The organism is Paenibacillus whitsoniae (assembly GCF_003955665.1).
GTDB lineage: Bacteria > Bacillota > Bacilli > Paenibacillales > NBRC-103111 > Paenibacillus_E > Paenibacillus_E whitsoniae.
The window spans coordinates 15,650-40,050 of sequence record NZ_RXHU01000059.1 but is presented as its reverse complement, the minus strand read 5'-3'; the positions used below and the strand labels follow the sequence as shown (position 1 = coordinate 40,050).

Sequence of the window (24,401 nt, the reverse complement as noted above, 5' to 3'; positions counted from 1 at the left end):
CATGAATATGTTTCCTTCAAATAAAAAAAAGACCGCCTCCAGCCTAATGGCTTTCCAGCAGTCTTCCTTTTATTGCTCCGCTTCGTATTTCTTGCGCAGTTCTTTGGCCAGGCCGTCCGCCGCCTTCCAAATATCGCCCGCACCCATCGTGAGCACAAGATCGCCAGGCTGTACATGCGTGAACAAATAGCTTTGAACCTCTTCCCGCGAAGGGATATGCTGCACGCGGCTGTTGCTGTTGCTTCGAATCAGCTCGACCAGCTTGGCGGAATCCACACCCTCGATGCGCTTCTCGCCCGCAGGCGAGTAAATATCGGTTATGATCACTTCATCCGCTTCCGCAAAGGAACGGCTGAATTGCTCGAATAAATAATAGGTTCGCGTATAGCGCTGCGGCTGGAATACCGCAATAATCCGCTTGCCCGTCGCTTTGGCCGCAGAAATCGTCGCTTGAATTTCCGTCGGATGGTGGGCATAGTCATCGATCACCAGGATATCCTGCACTTCACCCAGCACTTGAAATCTACGTTTTGCGCCGCGGAACTCCTGAATCGCCTTCGCTACCGCTTCAAACGAAAGACCGGCTTGCAGACAAGTGATCAGCGTCGCGAGCGCATTGTATACATTATGCTTACCGGGAACCGATAAGCTGATTTCTCCGAGATGCTCACCTTGATGCTGCACGTCGAAGGTCACTTTGCGATCACCCAACGTAATGCCGGTGGCTACAAAGTCCGCATCAGCCTCAATGCCGTACGTGATGACTTCGCTCTGAATCTGCGGAATCATTTCACGCAAGAACGCATCGTCGCCGCAAACAATCGCCTTGCCGTCCGGCCGAACTTGGCTGAGAAACTGCCGATAGGCTTTTTTCAAATTTTCAAAATCGCCATTATAGTTCTCCAGATGATCCGCTTCGATATTGTTCACGAGCGCGAGCGTCGGGTGGTATTGAAGGAACGTACCGTCACTCTCGTCCGCCTCCGCGACAACGTAGTCCCCTTTGCCGGCTTTGGCATTGCTGCCGACGTTCATAATCTCGCCGCCGATAATATACGTCGGATCGAGTCCACTCAGCTCCATCACCAGAGCGATCATGGAAGAGGTTGTCGTTTTGCCGTGGGCACCCGCAACCGCGATGCCTTTACGCTCATTCATCAGCCTTGCAAGCATCTGCGAGCGGTGAATGATCGGGATATTGAGCTGCTCGGCTTGCTGAATCTCCACATTATCTTTGGCCAGCGCCGTCGAGTAAACGACCAAATCGGCACCTGAAACATTGTTTGCCTCATGCCCGATAAATACTTGCGCGCCTTTGGCTTTCAGCTTCTCCGTCAGCTCCTGCTGTGCAAGATCCGAACCGGAAATGCGATAGCCCATTTCCAGCATGACTTTGGCAATGGCACTCATGCCGTATCCGCCGATTCCAATAAAATGTACGTGTTGTGCTTGACTCACGCCGTTCTCACCATCCTTTGTCAGAATCGGTTTGATAGGTTATCCAAGAACGAACATCAGAGATTAAATACAGCGTGCCGGATACGACCGCCAGATCATCCTGCTCAGTTCTGCTTATCAATACGTGCAATGCTTGCTTCCAATCCCGCTCGATCACAATGTCCACTTCACGGTTCATCTCTCGGAGAAGCTCCCGTGCGAGGTCCGCGAGCATGGCAGCATCGCCTTTTTTATGAAAATTCGCTTCTGTAAAAATAAGGGTATCCACCAATGGTAGTATATGCCTTAAGTAGCCTGTATGATTCTTGGTCGCCAGCATTCCGATCATCATGTGCAGCTTGCGGTAGCTGTATACATTCTGCAAAGCTGCGGCCAACGTCGCAGCGCCTTCGGGATTGTGCGCCCCGTCGATGAGAATACGCGGCTCCTGCGACACCATTTCCAGACGACCGGGCCAACGTGTGGCTTCAAATCCGCGGTACAGATCCTCATCGTCCACGATGCAAGCGTAGTATTGACGCAGCACTTCCAGCGTCATTAACGCAACAGCAGCGTTCTTGAGCTGATGTTCGCCGTTCATGCCAATGGTCACATTCGGAATGTGGCGGAACGGGCCGCTAAACTGGAACGACTGCCGGTCCAACTGGCTTTCTACGCGCGATAAAGAAAATTGATCGCCAAGCGTATACAACGTCGCTTTCTTTTCCTTCGCTTTCGCTTCAATCACTTGCCAAATCTCGCGAGGCTCGACCGCCGTAATGACAGGAACGCCCGCTTTGATAATACCGGCTTTCTCCGCCGCCACTTGCTCCAGCGTATCGCCGAGAATGTCCATGTGATCATGCCCGACGTTCGTGATGATCGTGGCGATCGGATTCACAATGTTGGTGCTGTCGAGTCTTCCGCCAAGCCCCGTTTCCCACACGACATAGTCAGGATAAGCCACCTTGCCGAAATACAAAATCGCCAGCGCCGTGGAGATTTCAAACATGGTCGGAGCGCCGAGCTCTGTCTCCGCCACCTCGTCCACGACCGGCTTGAGATCGTTCACTAACCGCAGCAGCACATCGTCTGGAATGTCCTCGCCGTTCACTTGCATCCGGTTCGTGTAGCGCACCAGATAAGGCGATGTGAACGTGCCGACATCGTAGCCGCACGCTTGCAGCACCGAAGCCAGATATGCACACGTCGAGCCCTTGCCGTTGGTTCCCGCTACGTGAATGAATTTGAGTCTGCGCTCGGGGTTGCCGAGCTTCTCCATAAGCAGCTCCATGCGCTGGAGGCCCGGCTTCATGCCGAGCTTCTCCATGCGTCCAACGATCCAATCGATCGCTTCTTCCGCCGTCTGGAACTCCCCTATAGGCTTGTTAGTTGTTGCTTCCATAGTCTCATCCTCATTTACTATATGAATTGTCTCGTAAGCGTACCTAGACAATCGTACATTTTGCTCGAATTATCCACGCAACTCCGCTAATCGTGCAAGCACTTTATCCCGCTTGTCGGCATAATCGGCCAGCTTCGCCTTCTCTTCGTCGATGACTTTGGCCGGCGCCTTGGCTACGAACCCTTGGTTCGACAGCTTCTTCTCGATACGCTCAACTTCGCCGTGCAGCGTCTGCAACTCTTTCTCCAGACGCGCAAGCTCCTGCGCGATGTCGATCAGACCGGCCAGCGGCAAGTAAAGCTCCGTGCCGGTGATGATCGCCGTCATCGCTTTATCCGGCGCGGCAAGGGCAGCGTCGATTTGCAGCAGCGACGTGTTGCAGAAGCGCTTGAGGTATTCTTCGTTGCTGCGCAGAATAGCTTCGGTCTCTGCGCTCGCAGGCTTCATGAGCAGCTCGATCTTCTTGCTCATCGGAACGTTCACTTCGGCGCGAATGTTCCGAACCGCACGGATCGCTTCCATCAGCAGCTCCATCTCGCGAACCGCGTCAGGCGCTTCGAACGCCGCGTTCTCTGTCGGCCATGCCGCCAGCGTAATCGTGTCGCCGACATGCGGCAGATGCTGCCAAATTTCCTCGGAAATAAACGGCATGAACGGATGAATCAGACGCTGCGTTTGATCGAGCACATAAGCGAGCACAGATTGCGTTTGCTTTTTCGCGGCAGGATCTGCCCCATACAAGCTCAGCTTGCTGAACTCGATGTACCAGTCGCACAGGTCATCCCAGATGAAGTTATACAGCAGACGGCCGGTTTCCCCGAATTCGTAGCTGTCGATCAAGCGCGTGACATCGCGAACCGTTTCGTTCAAACGGTGCAGAATCCAACGGTCAGCCGTCCCGAGCGAGCCGGACAAGTCGATGTCCGCAGCCGTTACGCCTTCCAGGTTCATCAAGGCAAAGCGCGAAGCGTTCCAAATCTTGTTGGCAAAATTGCGCGCCTGCTCAACGCGCTCCCAGCGGAATCGCAAGTCAAGCCCTGGCGTGCTGCTTGTGGAAATCATGTAGCGCATCGCATCCGCGCCATACTTCTCAATGACCTCGAGGGGGTCAACGCCGTTGCCTAGCGATTTGGACATTTTGCGGCCTTCGCTGTCGCGGACGAGACCGTGCATCAGCACGTCTTTGAACGGAATTTGTCCTGTAAACTCAAGCCCTTGGAAAATCATCCGCGCAACCCAGAAGTAAATAATGTCATACCCCGTGACAAGTACATTCGTCGGGTAAAAACGCTTCATATCCTCGGTCTCATTCGGCCAGCCGAGTGTCGAGAACGGCCATAGCGCCGAGCTGAACCATGTGTCGAGTACGTCGTTGTCCTGGTTCAGGTTTGTGCTTTGGCAGGAAGAGCAAGCCGTCGCATCCTCGCGAGATACGGTAATGTGACCGCAATCCGCGCAGTGCCAAGCAGGAATCCGGTGGCCCCACCACAGTTGACGGGAAATACACCAGTCGCGAACATTTTCGATCCAGTTCAAATACGTTTTCTCAAAACGGTCCGGTACGAAGTTGACGCCTTTGCCTTCTTTTTGCGTGCGAATCGCTTGATCCGCAAGCGGCTGCATTTTAACGAACCACTGCGTGGACAGATATGGCTCGATCACCGCGCCGCTGCGCTCGCTGTGGCCGACCTGGTGCACGTGCTCTTCGATTTTGAGCAGAACGCCCTGCTCTTTCAGATCGGCGACGATTTGCTTCCGGCATTCAAAACGATCCTGGCCTTTGTACGGGCCCGCATTCGCGTTCATGGTGCCGGATTCGTCCATCACCAGAATTTGCGGCAGATCGTGGCGTTTGCCAACTTCAAAATCGTTCGGATCGTGGGCAGGCGTAATTTTCACCGCGCCGCTTCCGAACTCTTTTTCTACATACTCGTCTGCAATGACCGGGATTTCCCGATTAACAATCGGAAGCAGCAGCTTCTTGCCGATCAGGTGCTTGTAACGCTCATCCTCCGGATGAACCGCAACCGCCGTATCGCCCAGCATCGTCTCCGGACGCGTCGTCGCCACGACGATGGAACCTGTGCCATCCGTTGTTTCATATTTCAAGTGATACAGCGCGCCTTGCACTTCTTTATACTCAACTTCGATGTCCGATAGCGCCGTGCGCGCCGCAGGATCCCAGTTAATAATATAATTGCCGCGATAGATCAAGCCTTTATCATAGAGAGAAACGAACACTTCCCGGACCGCTTGAGACAATCCTTCGTCCAGCGTAAAACGCTCGCGGGAGTAGTCGAGAGAGAAGCCCATTTTCGCCCATTGCTCACGGATCGTCTCAGCATACATCTCTTTCCATTCCCATACTTTCTCCAGGAACTTCTCACGGCCAAGGTCGTAGCGCGTTTGTCCGTGTTCACGCAGCTTTTGCTCGACGCGCGTCTGCGTCGCGATGCCTGCGTGGTCGGAGCCTGGCAGCCACAGTGTATCGTAGCCTTGCATCCGTTTGGTGCGGATGAGAATGTCCTGCAGCGTAAAATCGAGCGCATGCCCGATATGCAGCATCCCCGTTACGTTCGGAGGCGGGATCACAATGGTGAACGTTTCCGCGTCCGGGCGGTTGCCCGCTTTGAAAAACTCATTTTCGATCCAATAGGCATACCATTTGCGTTCCGCCTCTTTCGGATCATACGTTGTCGGCATTTCGGTTTGTAGCTTGGTCTCGGTCATTGTGAAAACCTCCATAGATCGATAGAAATTAGCTAAATATTGCCTGGACACAAAAAAACCTCTCGCCCAAAAAGGACGAAAGGTATAGCTTCCGTGGTACCACCTTCATTTCATGCCAGCGCACAGTGTGCAGCCTGAACATGACACTCAAACAGGTAACGGCTGTAACCGGTCAATGCTACTGAGCGCCTTCCTAATTCGGGCTTCTCACTCACATTCACTGCTCCAGGGCGACTTCGAACGGATGAATCCTGTGGAACCTCTCAGCGTTACAGCTCCACTCTCTGAAGGCTATTGCCGTCTACTACTCCCTATCCTTGCAATTCCATATGTTGGACTCAAAATGTATTACACTATATGATAACGAACATTTGATACATAGTCAATATATGTACGCCCAGTTCCTGATGTTTACGTCCTAGTATAGGGGAAAAGCGCGGATTGTATACGTGGGCGAGCCTGTCCATGCAAAAATAAACCTTTCGCATCCCTGAACCGTCCAAACATAAAAGGCTCCGCCGTCCGCTGACAACAAAGAACCCCAAGCCGCAAGCAGCCGGAGGTTCTTAGGTTATGGTTATGTAAGCCAACTATGATTTCGGCAAATAAATGACTTGACCGGCGGTGATCTCGTTATCGCCCAGACGATTCATGAGCTGAAGCTCGCGCGTCGTAATCTGATACCGCTTCGCGATCGTTTCCAACGTATCTTCCTTTTGCACAATGCACATTTTGACTTTGCGGAACTCTTCGGATTCGGCACGCCTGTTAAGGAAGAGTCGTGTCCACTCTACAGCGTCAATCCGCGCTTCGTCCGCAAGAGCCGCTTTCGCTTCAGCTTCCGGATCCCGCTTATCGGAAAGATACGAGCCTGCCTTTGAGAGTAACGACTTGATGCCGTAGGGGTTAACATCCTTAGCCTCCGAGGCCTTTTTGCCAAAGGCAACTTTAAGCTCCTTTTTCTCCTCCGTAACAACCGTGCTGTCAGCATGTGGCGTCACCTTCAATTCGATTTGTTCCACGTCGACGCCGAAGGAGTCGCTCCCCTGAACTTCCGGCGCATACATTGCGGCAGGTGCGGGAGATGCCGTGATCGGCGATGTGTAGACGGGCTCTGGGACCGCAGGCTGTACCTGCGGAATTGGCTGGACCGGCTGTACTGGCTGCACTTGCGGCATCGGGGCTGCCGGCGGTTCCTCGGCGACAACTGGCTCCGGCTCCGGAACCTGTACCGTTTCCGGCTCCATCGCAGGCGCTTGCCCGTATGGCGCAACGGGCTCGGAACGCGGGGTGTCGATTTGGTGCACGAAGGTGACCTCTTCTTCCTCGCGCCAGCTTTCCTGCGGAGCCGAAATAATTTCGATCCCTTGCAAGGACAGTACGCCGGTCACATTCAAGCTGCGCGAAGACAACAGATCGATGTCAAAATTCTCGATATCCACCTGGATGTCCTCCACGCGATGAACCCTGCTGAGCGGCAGCGAAATTTCAACGGGAATCAGATGCTCCAGCGTTCGCGTCGACTCGCCGTCTTCACTGGTATAAGAGCCGGTGAGCAGCAAGTTGCCTTTCAGAATCGCTTGTTCATCCAGCGTCAAGACCTGAATATGGGGCAGCAGCTCAACCTCGTTCAGCTCTTGTATGGCCGCTACGTTTTCCTGCAAATGGACGCGCTCGTAAATATCGAATCTGAGCCCTGGTTGCGGTTGTTCAAACACCGAATGAATCCTCCCTTCCGTCAATCCGGCCGAGAAAGCATGCCTCCGGATTATTGGGTGATAGACTTGTTTGTCTCTAAAGTATATGGGAGGGAGGGTTCAGGCATGACTACATTTTTATGCGTGCGAGAGTCGGTCTAGCAATTGACTAAAATCCTGCGGATAATGCGCCGAGGCCACGATCATCTCACCGGTAATCGGGTGCGGAAAAGAAAGCTGCTTCGCATGAAGCGCCTGCCTGTGAAAATCGCGCGAAGAACCGCCGTACAAGGTATCGCCATATAGCGGATGGCCCAAATGGCTAAGATGCACCCGGATCTGGTGCGTGCGCCCCGTTTCCAGCTCCAGCTCAATGAGCGCGGCTTGGGCAAATCGCTTCAGCACGCAGTAATGTGTAACCGCATGCTCGCCTTTGGGCGACACGACTCGGCGTCCGGCTGTATGCCGATCTTTGCCGATCGGCGCATCGATGCGTCCCTGCGCGATCTTGAAGCGGCCCGCAGCAATCGCTTCATATTTACGGTGAATGCGCCTCTCTCGGAGATGTTCATCTAACAGGACATGCGCCCATTCATTTTTGGCATAAAGAATCGCACCGGTCGTATCTTGATCTAGACGGTGAATATGCCGGATCGCGCACGCCTGCCCCGTTTCCATATAATAATGGGCAACGGCAGCAGCCAGCGTCCCCTTCTGTCCCGCTTCCGCCGGATGAACCGACATACCTGCAGGCTTATTGATCACGAGACAAAAATCGTCCTCGAATACGATGTCGAGCTTCCCCGGCTCCGGCGGGACGTTTGCCGCTTCCCGGGGAAACGCGTGGATGCGAATACGGTCGCCCTCGGCGCGAATCAGCCCCTTGGACGCTAATCTTAGAAAATATTTGCTCGGCACCGGAAGCATCGCGGCCAGCTCGTCTATAGCACCAGGCTTCAGCGCTTTCCACCCGCTGCTGGGCAGCGGCAGCTCAAGCCATTCGCCGTTTCTCGTCCAGGCGATCATCGGCGCGTCCCTCGGCGTGTTAAGAAAAAGATCGCGGCCAGCAGCAACAGAAAACCAAGCACGACCGCCATCAGGTCGACCGGAAAATCAAAAAAATAATAGCGTTTCATCGAACGGTAACCCCTTCTTTTGAAATTCGTGGCGCATAAAGATCAACTATACGTTATTTTAACAATTACCATTACCCTTTGCATGTAAAAATATGATATTATGAATCTTGTACTATTTTTTTCGACAAATTCTATTACATTCGTAAACACAAGTTTAGGAGAGGAGTTATTGTGGTTACTTCAATTGCAAATCATTTCAGAGGCTATAGCTGGCTGAAACGAATTTTTCTCGTCATCGCCATTTGCATATTTTTAAGCTCGAGTTTTTTATTTCTGACACCGCCGGGAACCTATATCCGCGAATATTTGGCTCAGACGGTTATCACGACTCAGCATCGGGATTGGGCTTGGATATTTGTCGGAGCCAAACGCAGAGATGAAATGGTAGCGGAGGTTCAGAACTTGACCGAGGCCAACTCTGTTGAGAAACAGGACCTGGGAGCCGTGCAATTTAATAAGAACCGCTCGATTGAAAGCTTGGTGCGGGTCGAGGATATTTCCGGGCAATTCTGGAAAGGTAAAAAAATGTACGTCTACGATCCGCGTACGATCCGCGTTGTCGTTCCCGCCAAGCAAGGGGAAGGCGAACGGATTACGTCTATGGTGCAGCGAACGGGAGCGGTCGCAGGTATTAACGGCGGAGGCTTTAACGATCCGGACGGATTGGGCAACGGTTTTGCCCCTATTGGTGTTATTATGTCCGGCGGCAACATTTTGTATACCGACCAAGAAGGCAGCATTCCACAGCAAATTGTCGGTTTCACCAAGGAAGGCACGCTCATTATCGGCAAATATTCCATCGATGAGCTGCTCAAGCTCGGCGTTACGGAGGCCGTTTCCTTCTATCCTCGGGTTATCGCCAATGGTAAGGGATTGATTACCAGCGGCGATGGCGGTTGGGGTCGGGCGCCGCGGACCGCCATCGGTCAAAAAGCGGACGGAACCGTCATTTTCATCGTCATCGACGGCCGTCAAACGTCCAGCGTCGGCGCGACGCTGAAAGAAGTACAGGACATCTTCCTCGAAGATGGCGTCATTAACGCAGGCTTCCTAGACGGCGGCGCTTCATCCGAGATGGTGTACAACAACGATTTGATCACGAGCCCTTCGAGCCGTTACGGCGAGCGCCGATTGCCGTCCGCGTTCCTCGTCTTCGATCACCCGGATCAAGTCCAAGTGAAGAATGTCTGGGAAGGCTTGACGCATATCGATCCAGGCGGCGCGTATGACCATCCGGATTATTTGCGTGAGCAAGCTGAACTGAAAGCGAAGCAAGGCAAAACAACGCCGACACCGAAGCCTACGGCAACACCGACACCGAAGTCTACGGAGAAAAACGACGACGACAAAGAATCATCCGTGCCTTCCGGCTCTGCGAAGCCGGGCACGTCGACGAAGCCGGGAAGCTCGCCAACCGGCTCCACAGGACCTTCGGGTTCGACAAATTCGAACCCGACGACACAGCCGGGCGACGGTGCAACGAGCAGCCCGCCTGCCGGCGGCAGCGCGACGGTGAAACCTAGCGCCACGCCAACACCGACGCCTGGCGGCGGTGCCGCAGGCACCGGTGGCGCGACGGGCGGTACGGCGACGACGAAGCCGACGCCGACGAACGGCACGGGAGGCAGCTCAGCTCCGACCACGCAAACATCTACGGCTCCGACGTCAACGACGAAGCCGAATTAAAGTGAGAGCCCTCATCTTCCTTTGTTAGAAGATGAGGGCTCTTTGTTGTTGCCGGAGCGAGGCGTCCGCCTGCTCCGGGAAGGACTGCTCGGCGCTGCGGGCGGGGTGATCTGTTCGACCGGAGCCGAGCGGATTTGCTCAGACCGGTAGATCTGACTGATGCGACCGGCTTTTCGCTTCGGGGGTCAGATAGATCTGACTCGATACTGTCGGCTTCCGCTTCGGACTTCGGGTTGATCTGGCTACTTGATACGATCGGCTTTTCGCTACGGAGGTCGGGTTGATCTGACTTGATACGATCGGCTTTTCGCTACGGAGGTCGGGTTGATCTGACTTGACTCGATCGGCTTTTCGCTTCGAGGGTCGGCTGCCCCCTTTCAAATACAGCAAGTTCCTGCATTTCTTACAGCAAAAATTGAAGAAGAAATCGGCGTTTTTCGTGAAAGATCCTGCAGAATGTACAGCAAATTTCGGGCAAAGCAAGCATGATAGCGTTTTTAAACCGATTATCTCTTAAATTTGCTGCAGTTTTTGCAGGATTCCATTCGTTCCGCCTCTTCTGCGCTGAATTTACTGTAGTTTTTGCAGGTTCTATGCCTATCACCTATCACCTAGCACTTACGCCTACCTGCCACATCAACAAACTACTCTACCTAAGCCCCCTGTCACCACGCAACAAGCTAGCTACTATACTCACTCCTACCTGCCACCCTACAACAAGCTACTCTACTCTCTACCCACGTCTATCTTGCCACCATTCCAACGAGCAACTCCCCCTACGCCGTGCTCAGGCAAACCGTGAAACAAAAAAAATGAACTGGAAGCTCTCCAGTTCATCTCTCTTTGCGGGACAAGCTCGCCCACTACAACCGCTTCAACGCCTCGCGGTGTGCGGCGATCGTTTGCTCAATATCCTCATCCGAGTGCGCCGTGGAGACGAACATGCCTTCAAACTGCGAAGGCGCCACGGATACGCCGAGGTCCAGCAAGTGACCGAAATAGGCGTTGAAACGCGCCAAATCGGACGTTTTTGCACTCTCGTAGTCGGTGACCGCTTGCTCTGTAAAGAACGGGCAGATCATCGAGCCGACGCGATTGATCGTGCACGCGACGCCAACTTCACGCGCATTGGCGGTGAAGCCTTCTTCGATGCGCGCTGACTTGCGCTCCAGCTCCTCGTATACGTTCGGCTCGCCGAGCAGCTTCAGCGTCGCAATGCCCGCCGCCATCGCCAGCGGATTGCCGGACAGTGTGCCCGCCTGATAGATCGGACCGGCCGGCGCCATCTGCGACATAATCTCCAGCTTGCCGCCGTACGCGCCAACAGGGAGTCCGCCGCCAATGACTTTGCCAAGGCATGTCAAATCCGGCGTAATGCCGAAACGGCCCTGCGCACAGTTTTTGTGCACGCGGAAGCCGGTCATCACCTCGTCGAAGATGAGCAGGGCGCCGTAACGCGTCGTAACCTCGCGCAGCCCCTCGAGGAAGCCGGGCTTCGGAGGAACAACGCCCATATTGCCGGCTACCGGCTCAACAATAATCGCAGCGATCTCCTCGCCGAATTTCTCAAACACATACTGCACGGATGCCAGGTCATTATACGGCACCGTGATCGTATTCGTCGCCACACTGCTTGGCACGCCCGGGCTATCCGGCAAACCAAGCGTCGCCACACCGGACCCTGCTTTAATGAGCAGCGAATCCGCATGCCCATGGTAGCTGCCTTCGAACTTGAGAATTTTATCGCGCTTCGTGTATCCTCGTGCCAGACGCAACGCGCTCATCGTCGCTTCCGTGCCGGAGTTCACCATCCGCACCATCTCGATCGACGGCACGCGCGCAATGACCAGCTTCGCCATTTCTGTTTCCAGAAGTGTCGGCGCTCCGAAGGAAGTGCCTTTTTCCGCCGTCGCCTTGATCGCTTCCAGTACGGCCGGATGGGTATGACCGACGATTAACGGTCCCCAGGACCCCACATAATCGATAAACGTGTTGCCGTCGATGTCCGTTACGTGCGAGCCCTCACCTTTTTCCATAAACATTGGCGTAAGCCCGACCGATTTGAAGGCGCGGACAGGACTGTTCACACCGCCTGGGATCAGCTGCTTGGCCTCTTGAAATGCCGCCGAAGAGCGCGTGTCGATTCTGCTCGAATTTTCCATGAAATAGCCCCCAAATTTGTGATCTTATGATAAAATGAGTTGAAATCATACCTGTAAAGGCGGTACATATCAGATGCTGGAACTTATTCGACAAGTGCCTCTATTCGCACAATTAAACGATGCGCAACTGGAAGCTGTGACGGCGATTAGCACCAAGCGCAGCTTCAAAGCCGGCACCGTTCTTTTCTCCGAAAAAGAAATCGGCTCCGTCTTCTACATGGTGCTCAGCGGCTCCGTCAAAATTTATACGACCGGCTCGACCGGAGAAGAGAAAATTTTGTCGATCTGCAAAGCCGGCGAAAGCTTCGGCGAGTTATCGCTCATCGACGGGAAGCCGCGTTCCGCTTCCGCGCAGACGTTGGAAGACTGCATGCTCCTCGCCATCACAGGACAAAGCTTTCTCGATCTGCTGCGCACGCATTTTGATATTTCACTCGGCATCATGCAAGAACTGAGCCACCGCCTGCGCGATACGAACCAGCAAGTCTACGATCTCACCTTTCTGGACGCTCGTACGCGCGTGATCAAAAGCCTGATCACCATGGCGAACAAGCACGGTCTCCGCAACGGCAGCATCATCACAATAAAGCTCGTACTGAACTTTGATGAAATCTCCCAACTGGCGTCCGTTCAGAAAACAACCTTGATGCAGGTCATCCGCGATCTGGAGGAGAAAAAAATTCTAACACTCTCCCCTTCGGACTTCAAGCTCGACCTCGCCAAGCTACGCTCATAAGCCGGCGCTGACTGCTTCCTTGGCCGAGTTCGCCTTCGCGGAGCTTTCTATGCGGTCAACCAGCGCATTCGCCGCTTCCTTGCCCTGACGGATGCAATCCGGCAGTCCGACGCCATGGAAGCCTGCGCCGGTCACCCAGACACGCGGCATTGCAGCCGAGAGCTTCGCGCGAAAATCCGCGAGCTTTTCGAGATGGCCGACCGGGTATTGCGGCATGGAGTGCATGAGACGCGTCACTTCGCTGAACAGCGGCGAAGCCTCGATACCCAGCAGCTTGCGAATGTCCCTGCGGGCCAGTTCCACAAGCTCCTCGTCGGACAACGACGGCCACTCCTGCTCGCCCGCGCGGCCGATGTAGCAGCGCAGCACAACTTTGCCATCCGGCGCCGTATGCAGCCATTTGGCGGATGTCAGCGTGCAGGCGGTTATGGCCAAGCCCTCGCTGCGCGGCACCAGGAAACCGGAAGCGTCCAGCTCGAACGGAATATCTTTTCGGTCGAACGCCATAATGACGTTGGCAACGGATATATACGCAATGTTCCGCAGCACCTCCGCAATCGGCAATTCATCCAACAGCTTGGCCGCCTGATACGTTTGCGTCGTCACAATCAGCCCATCGACGACTTCCTCATGTCCGTCCTCAAAGACCACCTTCGCAGGCCCGCCAGCCGCAGCGGAACCGTCACCGGCTGCAGCCGTCACTTTCGTTACGCCCACGCCTGTCCGAAGCTCTGCCCCGCCTTCCCGAAGCGCAGCCTCTAAACCTTCCACAATCGTTTTCAAGCCTCGCTTGAACGTCACAAACACCGAATGCCGCACAGACTGTGGCAAATGCGCGCTTTCCTCCGGCACGTTTTTGCGGCTCGCCATCATCCCGAGAATGACGCTGCGATGCTTCTGCTCCATCGCGCCGAACTGCGGAAACGTCGACTTCAAGCTCAGCTTGAACGTGTCTCCTGCATAAATGCCGGCGAGCAGCGGCTCCACGACACGCTCCAACACTTCCGTCCCCAAGCGACGCTTTAGAAAATGACCTAACGATTCATCCGTCTGTTTCTTGCGCTTAGGCAGCACGAAATCCATCGCAGCGCGCACCTTGCCGAGTGGCGAGATCAGCCCAGTCCTCATAAACGGCGTCCACTGCGTCGGAATGCCGAGCACGAGGCCCGGCGGCATCGGATGCAACTTCCCTTGGCGCACGATGAACGTTTTCTTCGCTTTCGGATTCGTCGCAGTCAACTCACCTTCAAGGCCCAGCTCATACGCCAGATCAATGATCGGCTTCTTTCGAGCGAGAAACGAATCCGGCCCTTTTTCAATGACAAAACCGTCCCGCTCCAGCGTGTGAATTTTGCCGCCCAGCTTCTCCGACTTCTCTACAACGGAAATACGGAAGGGTGCACCTTCCGCTTCCAGTCGCTTTTGCAAATAAAAAGCTGCGCTAAGGCCCGTGATGCCGCCGCCGATTACCATATAGTGAGGAGTATGTGGACTCATGACGGATTAGCCACTTTTGTCTCTTGCCATTTCTTATAGACCACATCGCTCAGCGTTTCCATATAGAGCGGGTCCGTGTTCAGCGATTCCGTTCGTTCGAGCTGAATGCCCAGTTCCTTCGCAAGCGCCTGCGCTTCAATGTCGATGTCATACAGCACTTCCAGATGATCCGACACGAAACCGATCGGGCACAGCAAAATTTTGCGCACATGTTCTTCATTCGCTACCGTCTGCATCACATCCAAAATATCCGGTCCGAGCCACGGCGTAGCCGTCTGCCCGGCACTTTGCCAGCCGAACTGCCAATTCGTAAGTCCGATGCGATCCGCAATCGCTGTAGAGGTCGCCAGCAGTTGATCCGGATACGGATCTTTCATCTCCAAAATTTTCGCAGGCAAGCTGTGCGCCGTGAACATCACGCGCACCTCGTCGCGATTGCCATCAAACTTGGCGAGTGCGTTCACCACGCGTGTTTGCAGCGCATCGAGCAGCTTCTCATGCAAGTGATACTCAAGAACGAAGGAGATCTTCAAACCAAGCTCATCCGCTTTATCCTGCGCACGTTTCACATAGCCGCCAACACTCATGACCGAGTAATGCGGGGCCAGTACAACGCCGACGGCTTCCTGAATGCCGTCCTTCACCATTTGATCCACACCGTCTTCAATATAAGGCTGCGCGTGCTTCAACCCTTGATAGCAGACGAATTCAACCTCCGGATGCTCCCGGTGAAGCGTCGCCTCCAGGCTTTGCACTTGCTTATTCGTGTTCTCGCGCAGCGGGAAAAAACCGCCTACAATCGCCTCATACCGGCTCGTCAGCTCATGCAGCTGCTCCGCAGTCGGCGGATGCCCCCGGCGGATGTGGGTATAGTACGCTTCAACTTGATCTAGGCTCTCCGGCGTTCCGTACGACATGACGAGTACGCCAATCCGTTGTTTGGACATGTTAAACACCACTCTTTTCTGCTTGCTGGGATAATACCGAATGGGAATACGAATGGATGAACGCGGTCAACTCTTTTAACTTCTCCAGCGAAGCTTCCGGGAACAATCCATGGCCCAAGTTAAAAATATAGCCCGGATGCTGCATACCCTCATCCATAATCGCTTTCGCCTGCTTCTCAATGACCGACATCGGCGCCGTCAAAATGTAAGGATCCAGGTTCCCCTGCACCGCATATCGGTGATCCAAACGTTCACGGCCGACGTTGATCGGCACGCGCCAATCCAGCCCGATCACGTCGGCCTGAATGCCTTTCAAATACGGCAGCAGCTCGCCGGAACTGACCCCTGGGAAATAAATTTTCGGCTCTTTCAAATCCGCCAAACCGGCAAAAATCCGCATCATCGTCGGCCGCACATACACATCGAAATCGGCCGGCGACAGCGCGCCGACCCAACTGTCGAACACCTGCACCGCCTTCGCACCTGCTGCAATATGCGAGCGGAGATACGTGATGACCATATCACCGAGCTTGTCCATGAGCGCGAACCAGACCGCAGGCTCCGAGTACATCATTTGCTTTGTACGGATGTAGCTCTTGGACGGTTTGCCCTCGATCAAATAGCTCGCAATCGTAAACGGCGCACCCGCAAATGAAATGAGCGGCACCTCCAGCTCCCGGTCAAGAATGCGAATCGTTTCAATGATGTGCGACAAATCCTGCTCCACGTTGATAGGCCGCAGTTTGGATACATCTTCTGCCGTCCGCACCGGCGTATGAATCACGGGGCCAATATCTTTTACAATATCAAAATCAACGCCCAGCGAAGCAACCGGATTCATAATATCGGAATATAAAATCGCCGCATCGACGCCGAGCTTCTTGATCGGCATCATCGTCACTTCAACAGCCAGCTCAGGCTGACGGCAAATTTCGAGCAGCGAGTATTTCTCTTTGATTTTGCGGTAATCCGGGTCATAACGTCCCGCTTGACGCATATACCACACAGGCAGCGTATCGACCTGCTCCTTGCGGCACGCTTTTATAAAATTATCGTTGTAGCTCATCGGCTCAAACACCATCCTCTGATCGTCCGTTCCTATTCTCATCCATTATGCCCTAATTATCCCGCTCTCACAACTGAGGTAAGCTTCGCTAATGCGACAAATGTATGACAAAAGAACCACCCGGCTCTGCCGGCTCGTTCGCTCTGCTTCATAAAGGAAGCAGCCCGACAGCAGCGCTCGAATGGTTCTCATGCCTATTATTTTTGCAGGTAACGAGCAATATCTTTGGCGAAATATGTCAAAATAATGTCGGCACCGGCACGCTTGAAGCCCGTCATCGTCTCCATGACGATCGCTTCTTCGTTCAGCCAGCCGTTCGCTGCCGCCGCTTTCACCATTGAATATTCTGCACTGACGTTATACGCCACCAGCGGCAGATCGAAGTTGTCTTTCAGCGTGCGAAGAATATCCATATACGCCAGCGCCGGTTTCACCATGAGGAAATCTGCGCCTTCAATCACATCGGATTCCGCTTCGCGCAGCGCTTCCCTGGCGTTGGCCGGGTCCATTTGATACGTTTTGCGGTCACCGAATTGCGGCGTCGAGTGGGCTGCGTCACGGAACGGACCATAGTAGGCGGACGCATACTTCACGGAGTACGCCATAATCGGCGTGTTCTCGTAACCGGCCTCGTCAAGGCCCGAACGGATCGCTTGCACATAGCCGTCCATCATGTTGGACGGTGCGATAATGTCCGCACCTGCCTTGGCCTGAGATACCGCTGTGCGAACCAACAGCTCCAGCGAAGGATCGTTCGCCACATCGGCAGCGCCTGTCATCGGATGATGGTGAATTACGCCGCAATGGCCGGTATCTGTGAATTGACACAAGCAAGTGTCGGCAATAATCAGCAGATCCGGGTACACCTCTTTGATGTAACGGCAAGCCTGCTGTACGATACCTTCATCCATATAAGCGGATGTGCCTTTGGCATCCTTATGATCCGGAACGCCGAATAGCAAAATCGCTTGAATGCCAAGACCTACGATTTCGTCCAATTCTTCCTTCACGCGATCAAGCGACCAGTGGTATACACCAGGCATCGATGCAATCTCCGATTTGACGTTCGTACCATGGGTGACAAAAATCGGCTGCACAACATCGTTTACCGTCACTTGATTCTCGCGAACGAGATTGCGAATAGCTGCATTGCCGCGCAGCCGGCGGTTACGTACGATTGGAAAACTCATGATGCATTCCGCCTCCTTGAATCATGCTGTGCACGAGCGAAGCAACTGTCGCTTCCTCGGCCATATAAGTAATCGGCAGGCCAGCCTTGGCGGCTGTCTCCGCCGTTTTCGGACCAATACAAGCAATTTCCACACCTTGCAGCAGCGAGAGCGGATCTTCCACCCCGAGTTGGCGCAGCGCTTCAAATAAATTCGTAACGGTCGAGGAACTGGTAAAAGTAATGATATGAATGCTTTGCGTTGTCAAAAGCTGCAGCAGCTCGTCTCCGTCGTCGACGCTCAGAACATTCTCGTAGATGTCGACTTCGGTCACTGAAAGCCCCAGCTCGCCTAGCCGCTTAGGCAAATAATCGCGGGCGAGGTCCGCCGTCGGCAGCAGTGCCTTCTGACCGGCCCGCAGCTCGGCTTCCAGCGCCTCAAGAATGCCTTCGCCTTGAAATTTGGCGGGAATCACATCGGCGATAATCCCGCGCTCCGCGAGTGCTTCGGCCGTTTTCGGGCCGACCGCCACGATGCGGGCGCCGCCTAGCTTACGGATATCAATGCCCCGTTCCCGCAGGCTGCGGAAGAAATACTCGACGCCGTTAACGCTGGTCAGGATGACCCAGTCAAACTCCGGCAATCGCGCCAGCGCAGCGTCGAGCGCCGCAACCACCTCCGGCTTGGTTGGCGGCTGCATGCGGATGACCGGAAACTCGACCGGCTCACCGCCCAAGTCGTCGATCAGATCTACCAATTCGCTAGCCTGACTTCTGGCGCGCGTAACCATAATCCGTCGGCCGAACAGCGGCTTCTTCTCCACCCAAGCCAGTTTCTCACGCAGCTTGACGACTTCGCCGACGATGATCACCGCGGGCGATTTAAAGTCCGCGGCGCGAACTTTTTCCACAATGTCCCCCAGCGTCCCCGTAATCGTCGCCTGGTCAGCCCAAGTGCCCCAGCGCACGAGCGCTACCGGCATGTCCGCCGGCTTGCCGCAGCGAATCAACTCCCGGCAAATTTGCTCCAGATTCGCTACGCCCATAAGGAACACCATTGTGCCTATCGCTTTGGCCAAATGATCCCAGTTCAGGCTGGAGTAGGTCTTGTTCGGATATTCATGTCCGGTCACGATCGCCACGGACGATGTAAAATCGCGGTGCGTCACGGGAATCCCCGCATACGCAGGTACCGCAATGGAAGAGGTAATCCCTGGAATGATGTCAAACGTAACCCCGTGCTCCGCCAGCAGCTCGGCCTCTTCGCCGACGCGGCCGAACACGCTTGGATCGCCGCCTTTGAGGCGTGTGACCACTTTGCCTTGCAGCGCAAGATCCAGCAGCAGTTGGCTGATTTCTTCCTGCTTCAGAATATGCTTGTCCGGCAGTTTGCCGACAAAAATCAGCTCGGCCTCTGGCCTGCGGTGCTTCAGCAACCGCGGATTCGCCAAACGGTCGTACACGATCACGTCCGCCCGCTGAATCGCCTCCATCCCCCGAACGGAAATCAGCTTCGGATCTCCCGGCCCCGCACCGACCAGAAATACTCTCCCCTTGTTCACAGCCCTCACGTCCTCGCTTCGTTTAGGATACGTTCCGCTCCCTGCGCAATCAGCTTGTCTGCGACAAGCCGGCCCAGCGCCTCCGGATCGCTCCCGGATGCCGTCTCCTTGAGCATGACGGCGCCGTCCGGCGAGCCGACCATGCCGGTCAGCGTCAGCTCCGGCGCTTCGGCTTCTCCGCCGGCCGCGCTTACGCTCGCGTAAGCGCCGAGGGGCACCTGGCAGCCTCCATTGAGCCTGCCGAGGAACGCCCGCTCGGCGCGCACCGCAAGCGCGGTCGGTTCATGCTGGAACTTGCCCAGCAAGTCCAGCACAAAGTCGTCGCTGCCGCGGCACTCGATGCAGAGCGCACCCTGACCTACGGCAGGGAGGCACTGCTCCGGCGGCAGATACGCCGTGATGCGATCCCTCCAGCCGATCCGGTGTAAACCGGCGGCAGCGAGCAGTATCGCATCGAAGTTCTCTTCATCGAGCTTGCGCAGCCTCGAATCGATGTTGCCGCGGAGCGACTCGATCCGCAGGTCGGGACGCACATGCTGCAGCTGCGAGCTCCGACGCAGCGAGCTCGTGCCGACGAGCGCGCCCTGCGGCAGGTCGTCCAGGCTTTTCGCGCCGCGGGTAATGAGCGCATCGCGCGGGTCCTCGCGCTCCGGGATCGCGCCGATGACAAGCCCTTCCGGCAGTTCGAAAGGCATATCCTTCATGCTGTGCACGGCGATGTCGATCTCGCCGTCCGTGAGCGCCTGTTCGATTTCCTTCACGAACAAGCCTTTACCGCCCACCTTGGACAGTGTCACGTCCAGAATGCGGTCGCCTTTGGTGACAATTTTCTTGATCTCAAATTGGCAAGCAATGCCGTGCTTCTCTGCAAGCTGTTTGAGCAACTCTACGGCTTGTCCTGTCTGCGTTAACGCCAGTGCACTTTGCCTTGTGCCTACAATAATCGTTCTCATGATCTCCTTGCCTCCTAAGCATGCCATCCGATTGCAGCGAGAAACGCCCACGAAGGCGCCTCTTTCGCCTCCCCCTGTCCACTCATCCAGGGCTGTTGCTCTAACGCTTGATAAAAAACCTCCGACCAGCCGCCAAAATCGCCTTGCCGGATCATGCCGAGCAAGTCCCAGTCCAACATCTCCTTGAACAGCTTTTGTCTTGCTTCTTTATTCGTGACCCGCTCCTGAACCAGCAAGCGAACTCGACTTAAAAAATCCAAATACATCTCATATTCCTCACCGTAGGCGGCATCAATCTCTTTGACGATTCTACGTGCTGCTGATGGGCTCGCGCCGGCCGTTGAAACGGCGATGACCAGCTTGCCTCGGCGAACGACCGAGGGCATAATGAAAGTGCTCAGCTCCGGCTGATCGACCACATTGATGAGCATGCTGCGCTCCATGGCATACCTTGCGATGCGGGCATTCACTTCCTTGTCGTTCGTCGCCGCCACCAGCAGCAAATAAACGCCGGCCTCATCGAGTGTCTGCACATTGAAAGTCTCTCTGCGCAGCACGACGCCAGACAGCCCTGCAAGGCCTTCTGAAAATTCCGCCGCAATCACGGTTACATGAGCGCCGGCGTTCAGCAGCGAACGCACCTTCCGTTCGGCCACTTGACCGCCGCCAATGACCAGACATCGGCTCCCCGTTAAACTCGCCATAATCGGGTACGGATGCTGCCAGCGCCGCGGTTCGGTCAATCCCATATCCATCCGTGAAAGCCGGATACGAGATTCGATACGACAAAGTTCAAGACGACGATGCAGAACGCAGCCAAATTCCAAACGGCGAGTTTATTGCCGGAGATCCGCATCGACACTCTTTGAAACAAATAGAAGGCGTAAGCTGCCAGCACGAAAAACGAATTGATCACTTTGGCATCGTATAGCAAATCCGAGTTGCCTTCCAGGAGCACCCAAACGATGCCAAGGCTCAGCGCCAACAGCAGCAGAGGAGCGCCAATGATGACCGACAAGTACGTGTAGGACTCAATCTTTTCAAGCGAAGGAAGCCTCATCACAGTTTGCGAGAACTTTTTTGCCTTCAGGCTTTTATGTAGAAAAACGTACATCCCGGAGAAAATGGCAGCAAACGAAAAGGCGGCATAACTGCCAATGGCGAGTGAAATATGAATGAATAAGAGCTCGTCGTTGATGTCCCAACCCGAATTGATTGGCTGGACATTGGGATTGCCGAATATATTTAACGCCAGAATCGCAAAGCCCAGCACATTGACAAAAAACACGAACAACTCAATCCGGAAAAACCGGTTCACAATCAGCGACACGGTCACGATGACCCAAGAGAACATGAACAGCACGTCCGACCTCATAAAGGCCCATTCCGTCAAGTGATTGTAAAGTGAGGCTGCAAGGTAAGCCGTCTGCAAACCCCATACAAACAAAAGCAGCCCCGTCCCCATCCGTTTCGCCTTCCGGTTCGCGCTTGCGAAATCCGAAAAGTAAAACAACAGGCTCAGGGCATACATATAAATCATCGCGTCAAACAACCAGCTTCGTGTTACCATGGCACCTCTCCCAGGCGATTAGCGCCTCTTATCAAGATGGGGTTACTAGATCCGCATTTTGTAAACCGCGAACGGACAGCTTGTCCTCGAGCGACAGCTTATTCTCGGCTATTTTGTGAGCGGATTCCAGCGCTTGAGCTATTTGATCTGCTTCTTCTTGTTGTCGAAGTGTTTCTTCCAAGGCAAAAATATGCGTAAACATCTCCAATGCTTCGTCGCCATGGCGCTCGCCGGCCATTTCTTTGACCCGCAGAATCGGGTCGCGAAGCATTTGATTGACGATACTTTTCGTAAATTTACGAATAATCTTGATTTCACGCTCGTCCAAATCCGGCAGCTTCTTCAGCATATTATCCATCGTTTCCTGATGAATGCTATTGGCTTTGGTCTGCAGCGCGCTGATAACAGGGCTAACGCCCAGCGTCTTCGTCCACTGCTCGAAGGCCGCCAATTCCGAGGCGATCATCACTTCGATCTTCGCCGCTTCTTTCTGGCGTTCTTGCAGATGCTTGTCGACGATGTTCTCCAGATCGTCGATATCGTAAAGGAACACGTTCGGCAGCGAGGAAATTTGCGGATCCAAGTCGCGCGGCACCGCAATATCCATCATGAACAGCGGGCGAGATTTTCTTTTTTGCACATAAGCTTGAATATCGCTCTTGGACAGCACATAGCCCGGAGCACCGGTCGACGAAATGATAATATCGACAGACGGCAGAAACTTCGGCATATCATCAAGCGTGCAAGGCACACCCTGGAATTTGTGCGCGAGTTCCTGGGCACGTTCAAACGTACGGTTCACAACGATGACCTTATTCGCGCCGTTCGCATACAGATGTTTCACGGTCAACTCGCTCATCTTGCCGGCACCGATAATCATGACCGTTTTGTTCAAATAGGATCCGAAAATCCGCTTGCCCAGCTCAACGGCCGCATAACTGACCGACACCGGATTGTTGCTGATGTCCGTTTCGGAATGCGCCTTTTTCGCGAGCGTAATAGCCTGCTTAAACAGTGTATTGAAATAAGTGCCCGTTGCTTTCAATTGTTGGGACGCGAAAAAAGCATCGCGCACCTGACCGAGGATCTGTGTTTCTCCGATCACCATGGAGTCCAGACCGCTTGTCACGCGGAACAAATGCTGGGCGGCTTTCTCATTCTCGTAATGATAGAGATGCTTTTGAAATTGGTCCTTCGGCACCCCGAACCAGCGTTCAATAAAATGCATCAAATAGTGACTGCACAGTTGAGCGCGGTCAACCACCGCGTAAATCTCGGTACGATTACAGGTGGCGACAATGACACACTCGAGTATGCTCTTCGTTACTTTCAGTTCGGCAATTGCTTTCGGAAGATCCGCATCTGCGAATGCAAACTTCTCACGAATCTCAACCGGTGCCGTCCGATAATTAAGCCCTACTGCAATAATGTGCAACGTTCCCACCTGCCTTTCCTTTTAGCTACGCCTTATTATAGCACAGTGAATTCGGGAAACCGACAAATTTTTTGACTAATTTATGAAAGCATGCGTTCTGATGGTTAGTTTTGACGACTGCAGCCTCGCCTATACCTGTATTTCCTTCTTATTGAAGCCCCTTTTTTCTTAAAAAAGCAGCTAAAGCGCCGTCCAGCTCGGCCAGCTTGGCGTTTTGCGAGGAAACGATGTCACCGTTCGACGCCATCAGCTTCTCATAAATATCGTACATTTTGTCGTACTGATCTCGCGTCTCCTTCAACGTCTGAATTTCATCCGGCTTCAACGTCCTTGCTCCGCCAAGCTGCATCCGCTGCACAAACTGGGAAAGCTGATCCACAAAGCTGAGTCCTGTCAGCTCTTCGCTTCCCCCTGCGGCTAGCACAAGCCGATCGTGCGTGTAGGAAGCCGAATACAACGCCTGCTTTACGGCGTCCAGATCGCGCGTGCTTTTGCTTTGCGGTGCTTCGTCCAAATAGTTTTTGAGTACTTCCATCTGAAACACGGAAACTTGAAAAAGCAAATGATTGGCGTCATGCGACTCGCCGCGATGTGTCAGCATCTGCTTCAAGGAATACAGCGGCCATAGAATAAGGAGCAGCACAACGCCATAGAGAATCGCTTTGCGCATCAATTTTTGTTTCCACACCGTTACCATCCCCCACCTTATATGGACTTCGTAACATTGTATGGGTAACGGGACAAACAAATAACCACGGATTTCTCCGTGGTTATAAATGAAACAACTTATTTATTTAACAAGCTCTGCTTGTTTGATGACTGGAGTTTCCACTTGCAATTCGCCAATACCGCGAACCAATTTCTTCGCATAGTATTTCTCTGGCTTCAATACGGATACCATGAAATCAATCGCTAACTGAGGGTCTACAGTCTCGCCGCAAGTATAGCAGTCAAGTGCAGCAAATCCTCTCTCAGGATACGTGTGAATGGAGAGATGACTCTCGGACAATAAAACAAGTACTGTTGCGCCTTGTGGTTCAAATTGCTTGGATTGTACAGATAATACGGTTGCTCCGCATACCTCGGCAGCTTCAACCATCTGAGCTTGCAGCCATTCTGCATTGTTCAGAAGTTCGAAATCTACCCCCCAAGTATCAATAGCAACGTGTCTTCCGAAAGTTGAGTATTCAGTTTCCATCTTTCGGTTCCCCCTT

19 protein-coding genes and 1 other annotated feature are annotated in these 24,401 nt (G+C 54.0%); of the genes, 2 read left to right on the top strand and 17 right to left on the bottom strand.

Translation table 11 applies throughout. The features are described 5' to 3' along the window. Positions 1-69: 69 nt before the first annotated feature. The 5 genes from murC to EJQ19_RS19480 all read right to left on the bottom strand — a co-directional run bounded on the left by murC (position 70) and on the right by EJQ19_RS19480 (position 8,295). On the bottom strand, positions 70-1,458 hold the full coding sequence (gene murC, locus EJQ19_RS19500; protein WP_126142910.1) for a UDP-N-acetylmuramate--L-alanine ligase: 1,389 nt from the start codon (positions 1,456-1,458) through the stop codon (positions 70-72). A gap of 7 nt (positions 1,459-1,465) precedes the next feature. After that, positions 1,466-2,842: a bifunctional folylpolyglutamate synthase/dihydrofolate synthase gene (locus EJQ19_RS19495; RefSeq protein WP_126142909.1), complete on the bottom strand. Its 1,377-nt coding sequence runs from the start codon at positions 2,840-2,842 to the stop codon at positions 1,466-1,468. A 69-nt stretch (positions 2,843-2,911) separates the two neighbouring features. Further along, the gene (locus EJQ19_RS19490) at positions 2,912-5,572 is read right to left on the bottom strand and encodes a valine--tRNA ligase (protein ID WP_126142908.1); all 2,661 of its coding nucleotides are present in this window, start codon (positions 5,570-5,572) and stop codon (positions 2,912-2,914) included. Between the two features lie 68 nt (positions 5,573-5,640). After that, positions 5,641-5,899 (bottom strand) — a binding site (T-box leader). Between the two features lie 263 nt (positions 5,900-6,162). Further along, positions 6,163-7,290 carry a LysM peptidoglycan-binding domain-containing protein gene (locus EJQ19_RS19485; protein ID WP_126142907.1) on the bottom strand — a complete coding sequence of 376 codons (1,128 nt, stop codon included), beginning with the start codon at positions 7,288-7,290 and terminating at the stop codon, positions 6,163-6,165. A gap of 117 nt (positions 7,291-7,407) precedes the next feature. Next, a complete protein-coding gene (locus tag EJQ19_RS19480; protein WP_126142906.1) occupies positions 7,408-8,295 on the bottom strand; it encodes an RluA family pseudouridine synthase in 888 nt (295 codons plus the stop codon). A gap of 281 nt (positions 8,296-8,576) precedes the next feature. Here EJQ19_RS19480 and EJQ19_RS19475 point away from each other — a divergent pair, with 281 nt between their 5' ends. After that, on the top strand, positions 8,577-10,091 hold the full coding sequence (locus tag EJQ19_RS19475; RefSeq protein WP_241242989.1) for a phosphodiester glycosidase family protein: 1,515 nt from the start codon (positions 8,577-8,579) through the stop codon (positions 10,089-10,091). Positions 10,092-10,954: 863 nt separating this feature from the next. Here the strand turns inward: EJQ19_RS19475 and hemL are convergent. Beyond that, positions 10,955-12,253, bottom strand: a complete 1,299-nt coding sequence (gene hemL, locus EJQ19_RS19470) for a glutamate-1-semialdehyde 2,1-aminomutase (protein ID WP_126142905.1) — start codon at positions 12,251-12,253, stop codon at positions 10,955-10,957. A gap of 73 nt (positions 12,254-12,326) precedes the next feature. On the opposite strand from hemL, the gene EJQ19_RS19465 reads away from it, so the two are divergent. After that, positions 12,327-12,989, top strand: coding sequence for a Crp/Fnr family transcriptional regulator (locus EJQ19_RS19465; protein ID WP_126142904.1), 663 nt, complete (start codon positions 12,327-12,329; stop codon positions 12,987-12,989). Here EJQ19_RS19465 and hemG read toward each other — a convergent pair. The 11 genes from hemG to speD all read right to left on the bottom strand — a co-directional run bounded on the left by hemG (position 12,984) and on the right by speD (position 24,385). Beyond that, positions 12,984-14,486 carry a protoporphyrinogen oxidase gene (gene hemG, locus EJQ19_RS19460; protein WP_126142903.1) on the bottom strand — a complete coding sequence of 501 codons (1,503 nt, stop codon included), beginning with the start codon at positions 14,484-14,486 and terminating at the stop codon, positions 12,984-12,986. The two genes, EJQ19_RS19465 and hemG, sit on opposite strands and share 6 nt — an antisense overlap. Further along, a complete protein-coding gene (gene hemH / locus EJQ19_RS19455; RefSeq protein ID WP_126142902.1) occupies positions 14,483-15,433 on the bottom strand; it encodes a ferrochelatase in 951 nt (316 codons plus the stop codon). The genes hemG and hemH overlap by 4 nt, the downstream gene beginning before the upstream one ends. 1 nt (position 15,434) lies before the next feature. Next, complete coding sequence (gene hemE / locus EJQ19_RS19450) at positions 15,435-16,499, bottom strand: uroporphyrinogen decarboxylase (protein WP_126142930.1); 1,065 nt, start codon at positions 16,497-16,499, stop codon at positions 15,435-15,437. Positions 16,500-16,696: 197 nt separating this feature from the next. Then, a complete protein-coding gene (gene hemB, locus EJQ19_RS19445) occupies positions 16,697-17,689 on the bottom strand; it encodes a porphobilinogen synthase (protein WP_126142901.1) in 993 nt (330 codons plus the stop codon). After that, positions 17,667-19,229 (bottom strand): uroporphyrinogen-III C-methyltransferase, encoded by a 1,563-nt coding sequence (cobA, locus tag EJQ19_RS19440; protein WP_126142900.1) that lies wholly within the window; start codon positions 19,227-19,229, stop codon positions 17,667-17,669. Before cobA ends, hemB begins: the two co-directional genes overlap by 23 nt. A 5-nt stretch (positions 19,230-19,234) precedes the next feature. Next, entirely contained in the window at positions 19,235-20,182 is a 948-nt protein-coding gene (hemC, locus tag EJQ19_RS19435; RefSeq protein WP_126142899.1) for a hydroxymethylbilane synthase, read from the bottom strand. A gap of 14 nt (positions 20,183-20,196) precedes the next feature. After that, positions 20,197-20,925, bottom strand: a complete 729-nt coding sequence (locus EJQ19_RS19430; RefSeq protein WP_164716635.1) for a precorrin-2 dehydrogenase/sirohydrochlorin ferrochelatase family protein — start codon at positions 20,923-20,925, stop codon at positions 20,197-20,199. After that, positions 20,922-21,752: a cytochrome c biogenesis protein CcsA gene (gene ccsA / locus EJQ19_RS19425; RefSeq protein WP_126142897.1), complete on the bottom strand. Its 831-nt coding sequence runs from the start codon at positions 21,750-21,752 to the stop codon at positions 20,922-20,924. The genes EJQ19_RS19430 and ccsA overlap by 4 nt, the downstream gene beginning before the upstream one ends. 31 nt (positions 21,753-21,783) lie before the next feature. Then, positions 21,784-23,187 (bottom strand): glutamyl-tRNA reductase, encoded by a 1,404-nt coding sequence (hemA, locus tag EJQ19_RS19420; protein ID WP_126142896.1) that lies wholly within the window; start codon positions 23,185-23,187, stop codon positions 21,784-21,786. 148 nt (positions 23,188-23,335) lie between these two features. Next, complete coding sequence (locus EJQ19_RS19415) at positions 23,336-23,875, bottom strand: hypothetical protein (protein ID WP_126142895.1); 540 nt, start codon at positions 23,873-23,875, stop codon at positions 23,336-23,338. Between the two features lie 102 nt (positions 23,876-23,977). Next, entirely contained in the window at positions 23,978-24,385 is a 408-nt protein-coding gene (gene speD, locus EJQ19_RS19410; protein WP_126142894.1) for an adenosylmethionine decarboxylase, read from the bottom strand. Between the last annotated feature and the right edge of the window lie 16 nt (positions 24,386-24,401).